This is a genomic window from Serratia sarumanii (genome assembly GCF_029962605.1).
In the GTDB taxonomy this organism is placed as follows: domain Bacteria; phylum Pseudomonadota; class Gammaproteobacteria; order Enterobacterales; family Enterobacteriaceae; genus Serratia; species Serratia sarumanii.
Genome location: NZ_CP124750.1, coordinates 4,486,001 through 4,498,093, shown reverse-complemented (window position 1 = coordinate 4,498,093; position 12,093 = coordinate 4,486,001). Strand labels below are relative to the sequence as shown.

9 protein-coding genes are annotated in these 12,093 nt (G+C 62.2%); all 9 read left to right on the top strand.

Annotated features, from left to right (window positions below):
- The first annotated feature begins 234 nt into the window (after positions 1–234).
- The 9 genes from mreB to SSARUM_RS21340 all read left to right on the top strand — a co-directional run bounded on the left by mreB (position 235) and on the right by SSARUM_RS21340 (position 12,059).
- Positions 235–1,278: a rod shape-determining protein MreB gene (mreB, locus tag SSARUM_RS21380; RefSeq protein WP_003855260.1), complete on the top strand. Its 1,044-nt coding sequence runs from the start codon at positions 235–237 to the stop codon at positions 1,276–1,278.
- Positions 1,279–1,372: 94 nt separating this feature from the next.
- Positions 1,373–2,398: a rod shape-determining protein MreC gene (gene mreC / locus SSARUM_RS21375; protein WP_039569448.1), complete on the top strand. Its 1,026-nt coding sequence runs from the start codon at positions 1,373–1,375 to the stop codon at positions 2,396–2,398.
- The gene (gene mreD, locus SSARUM_RS21370; protein ID WP_004936918.1) at positions 2,395–2,883 is read left to right on the top strand and encodes a rod shape-determining protein MreD; all 489 of its coding nucleotides are present in this window, start codon (positions 2,395–2,397) and stop codon (positions 2,881–2,883) included. Before mreC ends, mreD begins: the two co-directional genes overlap by 4 nt.
- 10 nt (positions 2,884–2,893) lie before the next feature.
- A complete protein-coding gene (locus SSARUM_RS21365) occupies positions 2,894–3,478 on the top strand; it encodes a Maf family protein (RefSeq protein WP_039569443.1) in 585 nt (194 codons plus the stop codon).
- Positions 3,479–3,516: 38 nt separating this feature from the next.
- Complete coding sequence (gene rng, locus SSARUM_RS21360) at positions 3,517–4,986, top strand: ribonuclease G (RefSeq protein ID WP_016930237.1); 1,470 nt, start codon at positions 3,517–3,519, stop codon at positions 4,984–4,986.
- Positions 4,987–5,073: 87 nt separating this feature from the next.
- Entirely contained in the window at positions 5,074–8,877 is a 3,804-nt protein-coding gene (gene yhdP, locus SSARUM_RS21355) for an AsmA2 domain-containing protein YhdP (RefSeq protein ID WP_033648976.1), read from the top strand.
- Positions 8,874–9,734, top strand: a complete 861-nt coding sequence (gene nit1, locus SSARUM_RS21350; RefSeq protein WP_033636170.1) for a deaminated glutathione amidase — start codon at positions 8,874–8,876, stop codon at positions 9,732–9,734. Before yhdP ends, nit1 begins: the two co-directional genes overlap by 4 nt.
- A gap of 7 nt (positions 9,735–9,741) precedes the next feature.
- Positions 9,742–11,187: a metalloprotease TldD gene (tldD, locus tag SSARUM_RS21345; protein ID WP_033648977.1), complete on the top strand. Its 1,446-nt coding sequence runs from the start codon at positions 9,742–9,744 to the stop codon at positions 11,185–11,187.
- A 107-nt stretch (positions 11,188–11,294) separates the two neighbouring features.
- Positions 11,295–12,059 (top strand): CDP-diacylglycerol diphosphatase, encoded by a 765-nt coding sequence (locus SSARUM_RS21340; RefSeq protein WP_033649104.1) that lies wholly within the window; start codon positions 11,295–11,297, stop codon positions 12,057–12,059.
- The last annotated feature ends 34 nt before the right edge of the window (positions 12,060–12,093 follow it).

Here is a 12,093-nt window from a genome sequence, read left to right as displayed (position 1 = left end):
ATATGTTAGATTTTATGAGCTGTGTTACGCCGTTTCGTGCGTTGACAGGGTGGTAAACTGAGCCTTTGTTCAGGGAATTCAGGCCTCATCCAATTTCCGTGCATTCGAGCAGAAACAATACAGACTATTTTTCACCGAAGTAGAACGTTTTTGCGCCTTGTCGCTGCTTCGTGTGGTTGGTAAAGTAGGCGGATTTTATTTTCCGCCCCCAGCTTGCAGGATTATCCTTTCGTTATGTTTAAGAAATTTCGTGGCATGTTTTCCAACGACTTGTCCATCGACTTGGGTACCGCCAATACCCTGATTTATGTTAAAGGGCAAGGCATCGTACTGAATGAACCTTCGGTGGTTGCCATTCGTCAGGATCGTGCCGGCTCCCCAAAGAGCGTCGCGGCCGTCGGTCATGACGCCAAACAGATGCTGGGCCGCACCCCCGGCAACATCGCGGCTATTCGCCCGATGAAAGACGGCGTGATCGCCGATTTCTTCGTGACCGAAAAAATGCTGCAGCACTTTATCAAACAGGTTCACAGCAACAGTTTCATGCGCCCAAGCCCGCGCGTGCTGGTCTGTGTGCCGGTCGGCGCGACCCAGGTTGAACGCCGCGCTATCCGCGAGTCCGCCCAAGGGGCCGGCGCGCGTGAAGTGTTCCTGATTGAAGAGCCGATGGCGGCGGCGATCGGCGCTGGTCTGCCGGTCTCCGAAGCGACCGGTTCCATGGTGGTGGATATCGGTGGCGGTACCACTGAAGTGGCGGTGATCTCGCTGAACGGCGTGGTGTACTCCTCTTCCGTACGCATCGGCGGCGACCGTTTCGATGAAGCCATCATCAATTATGTGCGCCGCAACTACGGCTCGCTGATCGGCGAAGCGACCGCCGAGCGCATCAAGCACGAAATCGGTTCTGCCTATCCGGGCGATGAAGTGCGCGAAATCGAAGTCCGCGGCCGTAACCTGGCCGAAGGCGTACCGCGCGGCTTTACCCTGAACTCCAATGAAATCCTCGAAGCCCTGCAAGAGCCGCTGACCGGCATCGTCAGCGCGGTGATGGTTGCGCTGGAGCAGTGCCCGCCAGAATTGGCCTCCGACATTTCCGAACGCGGCATGGTATTGACCGGCGGCGGCGCGCTGCTGCGCAACCTCGATCGCCTGCTGATGGAAGAAACCGGCATCCCGGTCGTGGTGGCGGAAGATCCGCTGACCTGCGTGGCACGCGGCGGCGGCAAGGCGTTGGAAATGATCGACATGCACGGCGGCGATTTGTTCAGCGAAGAATAGTCAGCCCCTGGAAGGAGGAATCGTATCGGATGAATGCGCACAGCGAGAATCGGGTACGGTTCCTCTTTCTGTTGTCGAGGAACTCGCATAATTTATGAAGCCGATTTTTAGCAGGGGGCCTTCCCTGCAACTGCGACTTTTTTTGGCGGTGATTGCGGCCATTGGCCTGATCGTTGCCGACAGCCGGCTCGGCACGTTCGTGAAGATACGCAACTACATGGACACCGCAGTCAGCCCTTTCTATTTTCTGGCCAACGGGCCGCGTAAAGTTTTGGACAGCGTGTCAGAAACGCTGGCCACCCGCCAACAGCTGGAGCTGGAAAACCGCGCTCTGCGGCAGGAACTGCTGCTGAAAAACAGCGATATTCTTCTTCTTGGCCAATTCAAGCAGGAAAACGCCCGCTTGCGCGAGCTGCTGGGTTCTCCGCTGCGCCAGGACGAACACAAGATGGTCACCCAGGTGATCTCCACCGGCTCCGATCCCTACAGCGATCAGGTGGTGATCGACAAAGGGTCGGACAACGGAGTCTATGAAGGCCAGCCGGTGATCAGCGACAAGGGCGTGGTCGGCCAGGTGGTGGCGGTGGCGAAAGTCACCAGCCGCGTGCTGCTGATCTGCGACGCCTCGCACGCGCTGCCGATCCAGGTGCTGCGCAACGATATTCGAGTGATCGCCGCAGGCAGCGGCTGCGCCGACGATCTGCAGCTGGAGCACCTGCCGAACAACACCGATATCCGCGTTGGCGATGTGCTGGTCACCTCCGGCCTCGGCGGCCGCTTCCCGGAAGGCTATCCGGTGGCGGTGGTTTCCTCGGTCAAGGTCGATAACCAGCGCGCTTACACCGTGATTCAGGCGCGGCCGACCGCCGGTCTGCAGCGCTTGCGCTACCTGCTGCTGCTGTGGGGCGCCGATCGCAACGGCGACATGCCGTTGCCGCCGGACGAAGTGCACCGCGTGGCCAATGAACGCCTGATGCAGATGATGCCGCAGGTGCTGCCGCCTGCCGGTTCGGTCGGGCCGCAGCTGCCGGCGCCGGCCACCGGCGTGGCGCCGCAAACCGTCGCTCCGGCGTCTGTCCAGCCCCAAGCTCAGCCTGCCGCGGCGGGAGTGGTGCCATGAACAGTTACCGCAGCCACGGGCGCTGGATCATCTGGCTGTCGTTCCTGGTGGCGTTGGTGCTGCAAATCATGCCGTGGCCGGAACAGATCTACATGTTCCGGCCTTCGTGGCTGGTGCTGATCCTCATTTACTGGGTGATGGCCTTGCCGCACCGCGTCAACGTCGGCACCGGCTTCGTGCTGGGGTTGATCATGGATCTGATCCTCGGCTCTACGCTGGGCGTGCGCGCGCTGGCGCTGGGCATCATCGCCTATCTGGTGGCGTTCAAATTCCAACTGTTCCGCAATATGGCGCTGTGGCAACAGGCGCTGATCGTCGTGCTGCTGTCGCTGTCGATGGACGTGGTGGTGTTCTGGGCTGAGTTTTTAGTGATCAACGTCTCTTTCCGCCCAGAGGTGTTCTGGAGTAGTGTGGTAAACGGCATTTTGTGGCCGTGGTTATTCCTGTTGATGCGCAAAATCCGCCGTCAGTTCGCCGTACAGTAAGGGTATCTCAATGACTTCGCTTTATCTGGCCTCCGGCTCCCCACGTCGACGTGAACTGCTGACCCTGCTCGGCGTGTCGTTCGACATTTTGCTGACGCATACCGAAGAGCAGCGCCGGGAAGGCGAAGCCGCCGAAGCCTATGTGCGCCGCCTGGCGCAGGACAAGGCCAAAGCCGGCGTAGCGCTGGCGCAGGAAGATCGGCTGGTGCTGGGCGCCGACACCATCGTGGTGCTCAACGGCCGGGTGCTGGAGAAGCCGCGCGACGAAGCCCATGCGGCGGACATGCTGGCGGCGCTGTCCGGCAAGCAGCATCAGGTGATGACGGCGGTGGCGATCGCCGATCGCCACGACGTGCGCTGCCAGCTGGTGGTGACCGACGTGACGTTCCGCAGCCTGTCACAACAGGATATCCGCGACTATATTGCTACGGGCGAACCGATGGATAAGGCGGGCGCCTATGGAATTCAAGGAAAGGGTGGTTGTTTCGTCAGAACGATAACCGGGAGTTATCACGCGGTGGTTGGTCTGCCGCTGGTCGAAACACATGAGCTGCTCAGTAATTTTGTCGCATTACGTGATGTAAGAACCGGTTGATGGGCGCTGCCATTATCGACCGGCTCTGAGGAGAAGGCATGACAGCTGAGCTACTGGTTAATATCACACCGTCTGAAACGCGGGTCGCCTATATCGATGGCGGCATTCTGCAAGAGATCCATATCGAACGCGAATCCAAACGCGGCATCGTCGGCAATATCTATAAAGGGCGCGTCAGCCGCGTCCTGCCGGGGATGCAGGCGGCGTTCGTCGACATCGGCCTGGACAAGGCCGCCTTCCTGCACGCCTCCGACATCATGCCGCATACCGAATGCGTCGCCGGCGACGAGCGGAAAAACTTCCACGTGCGCGACATCGCTGAGCTGGTGCGCCAGGGGCAAGACCTGATGGTGCAGGTGGTGAAAGATCCGCTCGGCACCAAGGGCGCGCGCCTGACCACCGACATCACGCTGCCTTCGCGCTATCTGGTCTTCATGCCGGGCGCGGCGCACGTCGGCGTTTCGCAGCGCATTGAAAGCGAAGCCGAGCGCGAGCGCCTGAAAGCCATCGTTGCGCCGCACTGCGACGAGCTGGGCGGTTTTATCATCCGCACCGCGGCGGAAGGCATCGGCGAGGAAGAGCTGGCGCAGGACGCCGCGTTCCTCAAACGCCTGTGGACCAAGGTGATGGAGCGCAAGAAGCGCAACCAGACCAAATACAAGCTGTACGGCGAGCTGGCGCTGGCGCAGCGCATCCTGCGCGATTTCGCCGGCGCGGCGTTGGATCGCATCCGCGTCGATTCGCGGCTGACGCACGATCTGCTGGTGGAGTTTACCGGCGAGTACATTCCGGACATCACCAACAAGCTCGAACTCTATACCGGCAGCCAGCCGATTTTCGATCTGTACGATGTGGAAAACGAGATCCAGCGCGCGCTGGAGCGCAAGGTGGAGCTGAAGTCCGGCGGCTATCTGATCATCGATCAGACCGAGGCGATGACCACCGTTGACATCAACACCGGCGCCTTCGTCGGCCACCGCAACCTCGACGAAACCATCTTCAATACCAACATCGAGGCGACGCAGGCCATCGCGCGCCAGCTGCGGCTGCGTAACCTGGGCGGCATCATCATCATCGACTTTATCGATATGAACAACGAAGAGCATCGCCGCCGGGTGCTGCACTCGCTGGAGCAGGCGTTGAGTAAAGATCGGGTAAAAACCACGATCAACGGCTTCTCTCAGCTAGGCTTAGTTGAAATGACGCGTAAACGCACGCGTGAAAGCATTGAACATGTGCTCTGTCACGATTGTCCTACTTGCAATGGGCGCGGCACCGTGAAAACGGTGGAAACCGTGTGCTACGAGATCTTGCGCGAGATTGTGCGCGTGCACCATGCTTACGATTCCGATCGCTTCCTGGTGTACGCCTCCGCGGCGGTCGGCGAAGCGTTGAAGAGCGAAGAGTCGCATGCGCTGGCCGAAGTGGAGATCTTCGTCGGCAAACAGGTGAAGGTGCAGATCGAACCGTTGTACAGCCAGGAGCAGTTCGACGTCGTCATGATGTAGCCCGTCCGACATCGTAAGGGCCCGGCATGCCGGGCCCGTCAGTGCATAGATATTCCCGTTGCCAGGCAGCGGAGCAAGGAGAACTGCGTGAGGCGACTGCCTGGGATTCTGTTAGCAACAGGCGCCACCCTAATCGTGATTGTGGCGCTGCTGATCAGCGGGCTGCGCCTGATGCTGCCGAAGCTGAACGACTATCGTCCCCAACTGCTGGCGCAGGTGGAGAAGCTGTCCGGCGTGCCCGTGCAGATGGATTTCCTGCAGGGCAGCTGGGAAACGTTCGGCCCACAGCTTGAAATGCGCAACCTGAGCGCCACGCTGCCCAAAAGCGATGTGCATATCGAACGCGTGACGCTGGCGCTGGACGTGTGGCAATCGCTGCTGCACTGGCGCTGGCAGTTCCGCGATCTGACCTTCTATCAATTCCGCCTCGATCTGAACGCCACGCTGGGCGGCGACCGGCAGGGCGAAGGCCTTGAGCCGGGCAAAATCGGCGATCTGATGCTGCGCCAGCTCGACCATTTCGATCTGCGCGACAGCCGTATCTCATTCCTGACGCCTGCCGGCGCGCGCGCCGAATTCGACATTCCCCAACTGACCTGGCTCAACGGCCGCGAGCGCCACCGCGCCGAGGGGCAGATCAGCCTGTCGACGCTGAACGGCCAGCACGGCGTGGTGCAGCTGCGCATGGACCTGCGCGATAATCAGGGCCTGTTGGACACCGGCACGGTCTACCTGCAGGCCGATAACATCGACATGAAACCCTGGTTTACCCGCTGGCTGCGCGCCAACACCGGGCTGGAAAGCGCCGACTTCAGCCTGGCGGCCTGGCTGCAGGTGCAGAACGGCGAGATTGCCGGCGGCCATGCTTTGCTCAAGCAGGGGGCGGCCAACTGGGATACCGGCGCCGCGCAGCACCGGCTGGACGTGGACAATCTGGCGCTGTCGCTGCGCCGCCAGGGCACCGGTTGGCAGCTCGACGTGCCGCAGCTGCGGTTGAGCACCGATGGCCAGGCCTGGCCGCAGGGCACGCTTTCTGCCCTGTGGCTGCCGGAAAACACCGAGTTCATGGGGCCGGCACAGAATGAAGAGCTGCGGGTGCGTGCGACTAACCTTCAGCTGGAGCGCCTGTCGGCGCTGCTGCCGACCTTCTCGTTCCTCAGCCCGGACGTGCTCGATCGCTGGAACGATCTGCAGCCGCAGGGGACGATGGAGGCCCTGGCGCTGGACATCCCGCTGAAGCAGCCGGAAAAGAGCCGTTTCCAGGCGCTGTGGCGCGATGTCAGCTGGCAGCGTTGGGAGCTGCTGCCCGGCGTCAACCACTTCTCCGGCGCGTTGAGCGGCGGGGTGGAGAACGGCCGCCTGACGCTGGGGCTGGCAGGCAGCACCTTGCCTTACGGCGATATGTTCCGTGCGCCGCTTGAAATCAGCAGCGCGCGCGGCGCGCTGACCTGGCGTTACAACGATCAAGGCTGGGAGCTGGCGAGCCAGGGGCTGGACGTCAAGGCGAAGTCGCTGTGGGTCAACGGCGATTTCCGTTATCAGCAGCCGGCCAAGGGCGATCCGTGGCTGAATATCCTGGCGGGCATCCGCCTGTATGACGGCGCCGAGGCCTGGCGCTATTTCCCGGAACCGCTGATGGGCAAGCATCTGGTGGACTACCTGAGCGGCGCCATTCAGGGCGGCCAGGTGGATAACGCCACGCTGATTTATTCCGGCGATCCGCAGCACTTCCCGTACCGTAAAAACGAAGGGCAGTTCGAAGTCTTCGTGCCGCTGCGTCACGCCACTTTCCAGTTCCAACCGGGCTGGCCGGCGCTGACCGATTTGGCGATCGACCTCGACTTCGCTAACGAAGGATTGTGGATGCATGCGCCGCAAACCCGGCTGGGCAAGGTGGCGGGCAAAAATATCAGCGCGGTGATCCCCGATTACCTGAAAGAGCGGCTGCTGATCGACGCCGAAGTCGCGGGTGCGGGCAGCGACGTGCATGACTACTTCATGCAGACGCCGCTGCACGATTCGCTGGGGGCGGCGCTGGATCAGCTGCAGATTGGCGGTGATGTCAGTGGGCGCTTACATCTCGATATTCCCCTGGACGGCGAGCAGGTCAGAGCCACCGGTGAAGTGGCGCTGAACAACAACTCGTTGCTGATCAAGCCGCTGGACAGCGAACTGCAAAAGCTCAGCGGCAAGTTCCGCTTCGACAACGGCAACCTGCAGAGCGACCCCCTGTCGGCCACCTGGTTCGGGCAGCCGGTGGCGGTCAACTTCACCACTCAGGAAGGCGAGCGTGACTACAAGGTCAACGTCGGCCTGAAGGGCGACTGGCAGCCGGGCAAGTTCCCCGGCCTGCCGAAAGAGGCCGCCGATGCGCTCCGCGGCAGTGCGCCCTGGCAGAGCCAGGTGGCCATCACGCTGCCGCATCAGGGCTCGGCCAGCTACGATATCGGCCTTGACGCAGATCTGAAGAAAGTGAGCAGTCACTTACCTTCGCCGTTGGACAAGGCGCCGGGCGAAGCCTTGCCGGTGAACGTCAAGGTCAAAGGCGGTCTGAACGGCTTCATGTTGACCGGCAGTGCGGGCAAGCAGAACCGCTTCAACAGTGAATGGAGCTTCGACAAAAAACAGGTGAATCTGGCGCGCGCCGCCTGGCGAACCAACGGTGGCGGCACGCCACCGCTGCCGGCCGGCAAGTCGATGACGCTGAACCTGCCGGCGCTGGACGGCGAGCAATGGCTGGCGCTGCTGGCGCCGGCGCTGAAACAGGGCGGCGGCAGCGGTCAGGTGGGCGGTTTCAGCTTCCCCACCACCGTGGCGCTGACCACGCCGCAGCTGCTGTTGGGCGGCCAGGCTTGGCATAAGCTGACGCTGTCAGCCGAAAAACAGCTGGGCGCCACCGTGGTGAGCGCCAAGAGCGATGAAGTGGACGGCAGCCTGCGGGTGGCCGATCGCGGGCCGTGGCGCGCCGATATCAACTACCTGTACTACAACCCGCAGTTCGCCGAAACGAAAAGCGCGGCGGGTTCGCCGCCACCGCCGCCGGAGAAAGTCAGCTTCCGCGACTGGCCTTCGCTGATGCTGCGCTGCAAGTCGTGCTGGGTGCTGGGGCAGAACCTCGGCAAGGTCGAGGCGGATCTGAGCAATCGGGGCGATACTCTGACGCTGGATCACGGCCTGGTCGATACCGGCAAAGGGCGCATGAGCGCCACCGGTCTGTGGAAGCAGAACGCGCAGGAAGAGCGCAGCTCGCTGAAAGGCAAGCTGCTCGGCGGCAAGATCGATGAAACCGCCGCCTTCTTCGGCATCACCATCCCGCTGAAAGGCGCGCCTTACGACGTGGACTTCGATTTGTACTGGCGCGGCGCGCCGTGGCAGCCGCAGGTCAATACGCTGAGCGGTGCGCTGCAGGTCAAAATGGGCAAGGGAGAAATCGACAGCATGGGCGGCGGCCGCGCCGGCCAGCTGCTGCGACTGGTCAGCTTCGACGCCTTGCTGCGCAAGCTGCAGTTCGATTTCAGCGATACCTTCGGTAAAGGCTTCTACTTTGATTCCATCCGCAGCACCGCCTGGCTGAAAGATGGCATAATGCATACTGATAATCTATTGATCGACGGCCTGGCGGCGGATATCGCCATGAGTGGCCAGATCGATCTGGCGCGCCGCCGCATCGATATGGAAGCGGTGGTGGCGCCGGCGATTTCGGCGACGGTCGGCGTGGCCACTGCGTTTGTCGTTAACCCGATCGTCGGCGCGGCGGTGTTCGCCGCCTCGCAGGTGCTGGGGCCGCTGTGGAGCAAGATTTCGCTGATTCGTTACCATATCAGCGGCGATCTCGACCAGCCGAAGATCAATGAGGTACTTCGTAAGGCAAAGGAGGATAAGGCGTCATGAGGAATGCTAACGTTGCGTTGTTGCAGTTGTGCAGTGGCGATCAGGTGCGCGATAACCTGGCCCAGATTGAACAGCAGATCAAGCAGCTCAATGCCGGGGTAAAACTGGTCATGACGCCGGAGAACGCGCTGCTGTTCGCCAACTCCGCAGCCTATCGCCAACAGGCGGAAAAACAGGGCGATGGCCCGCTGCAGAACGCGGTGCGCGAACTGGCGCGCCGCTATGGCGTGTGGTTGCTGGTGGGCTCGATGCCCTTGATCAGCCGCGAAAACCCGGAGCTTATCACCACCAGCAGCCTGTTGTTCGACGATCAGGGCGAGATCCGCGCCCGCTACGACAAGCTGCACATGTTCGATGTGGACATCAACGACGCGCACGCCCACTACCGCGAGTCGGATACCTACCAGCACGGGCAGCATCTGACGGTGGTGGATACGCCGGTCGGGCGTTTGGGCATGACCATATGCTACGATCTGCGCTTCCCCGCGCTGTTCCAGGCGCTGCGGGCGCAGGGCGCTGAACTGATTTCGGTGCCGGCGGCCTTTACCCGGGTCACCGGTGAAGCGCATTGGGAAATCCTGCTGCGCGCCCGGGCGATCGAAAACCAGTGCATGATCCTGGCGCCGGCGCAGGTGGGGCGCCACGGGCCGACCCGCCGCACGTGGGGCCACACGCTGGCTGTCGACGGCTGGGGCAAGGTGCTGGCCGAGAACCCGGACGCCGTGGCGGCGCTGAAGGTGCGCGTGGACACCACAAGCCTGCAGCCCCTGCGGCAACAGATGCCGGTGCTGCAGCACAACCGATTCCAGACGTCGCTGACGGCGCCGTCTGACACGTTATCCTCCAATCAAGAGTGAAACCATTATGAGCCTGACGTTTGTCAGTGAGCAGTTACTCGCTACCAACAAGCTGAGTCATCAAGACCTGTACCAGGTACTGGGTCAACTGGCAGAACGCCGTATCGACTACGCCGATCTCTATTTCCAGTCCAGCTATCACGAAGCCTGGGTGATCGAGGACGGCATCATCAAGGATGGCTCTTACAATATCGACCAGGGCGTCGGCGTGCGCGCCGTCAGCGGCGAGAAGACCGGTTTCGCCTATGCCGATCAGATCACCCTGAATGCGCTGCAGCAGAGCGCCCAGGCGGCGCGCAGCATCGTGCGCGAGCAGGGCGACGGGCGGGCGCACACCCTGGGCGAAATCGGTTACCGGGCGCTGTACCCGCTGCTCGATCCGCTGCAAAGCCTGCCGCGCGAAGAGAAAATCGCCCTGTTGCACCGCGTCGATAAAGTGGCGCGCGCCGCCGATGCGCGGGTGCAGGAAGTGAACGCCAGCATCACCGGCGTTTACGAGCAGGTGTTGGTGGCTGCCACCGACGGCACGCTGGCGGCGGACGTTCGCCCGCTGGTGCGGCTCTCCGTCAGCGTGCTGGTGGAGCAGGACGGCAAGCGTGAGCGCGGCTCCAGCGGCGGCGGCGGCCGTTTCGGTTACGACTATTTCCTGGAAAGCGTCGACGGTGACGTGCGCGCCGATGCCTATGCCAAAGAAGCGGTGCGCATGGCGCTGGTCAATCTCGGAGCGGTGGCGGCGCCGGCCGGCAATATGCCGGTGGTGCTGGGGGCCGGCTGGCCTGGGGTGCTGCTGCACGAGGCGGTGGGCCACGGCCTGGAAGGCGATTTCAACCGGCGCGGCACCTCGGTGTTCAGCGGCCATATGGGCGAGCTGGTGGCTTCCGAGCTGTGCACCGTGGTGGATGACGGCACCCTGCAAGGGCGCCGCGGCTCGCTGGCGATCGACGACGAAGGCGTACCGGGCCAGTACAACGTGCTGATCGAAAACGGCGTGCTGAAAGGCTACATGCAGGACAAACTCAACGCGCGGTTGATGGGCGTCGCGCCGACCGGCAACGGCCGCCGCGAGTCCTACGCGCATCTGCCGATGCCGCGCATGACCAATACCTACATGCTGGCGGGCCAATCGACGCCGGAAGAGATCATCGCCAGCGTCGAGTACGGCCTGTACGCGCCGAACTTTGGCGGCGGCCAGGTGGACATCACCTCCGGCAAGTTCGTGTTCTCCACCACCGAAGCCTACCTGATCGAGAAGGGCCGCATCACCAAACCGGTGAAAGGGGCGACGCTGATCGGCTCCGGCATCGAGGCGATGCAGCAGATCTCGATGGTCGGCAACGATCTGGCGCTTGATAAAGGCGTGGGCGTGTGCGGCAAGGAAGGCCAGAGCGTGCCGGTGGGCGTCGGCCAACCGACGCTGAAACTGGATACGCTGACCGTCGGCGGCACGGCGTAATCTTTCCTCAAGGGGCCACGCGCTGGCTCCTTGTTCATTCCCCATGTTGCGTTTTTTCTCGCCCGCGCAAAGAGTGCTGTGCGGCGATGATGCCGAGAAAGATGACGATGGCGTGCTTTGGTGTCTCTATCCAGCGTTGGCTGCTGTTACTGGGCGTTTTGTCCCTGACGGGCTGCGCCCGTTCCGATGCGCTGTGGGGCGTGGTCGATAAGCTCTGCATGGCCAACTATCAGCAAAAGCGAGATCCGGCCCCGTGTGAGCAGATTTATATGCCGCAGGGGAAAGCGCAGGGCTTTAGCGTGCTGCAAAACCCGCGTTATCCCTATCATTTCATTCTGGTGCCGACGGCGCCGCTTTCCGGCATTGAAAGCCCGCTGCTGCTGGCCGGAGAACGAACGGACTATTTTGGCTATGCATGGCTGATGCGTTACCGGCTGGCCGCCGAGTATGGCGGGCCGGTGCCGGACGACAGGCTGGGCATGGCGATCAACTCCGCTTACGGCCGCAGCCAGAACCAATTGCACATTCACCTGACCTGTCTGCGCGAGGATGTGCGGCGCCAGCTGCAGGCGGAACGCCCCTACATACAGGAACAATGGCGCCCCTTGCCGGATAAGCTGCTGCGCCACACCTACTATGCCCGCCGCGTGATGCAGCCGGCCGCGATGGGCATCTACCCGATTAGGGATCTTGCGGATTATTTTCATCTGTCGCCGCCGCAGCTGGCGGAGTATGGCGTGGCCGTCGTCCCGACCACGTTTGCCGGCCAACGGGGTTTTATCTTGCTGGCCTCGAAGCGCGGCTGGGACGTCGGCAACCGCGCCTCGGTAGAATCGCTGCTGGATAAAACGTGCGCGATTTTGCCGCGTTAATCTCAAGACGGCAGGTGAGAGCGATGCGCTCTCA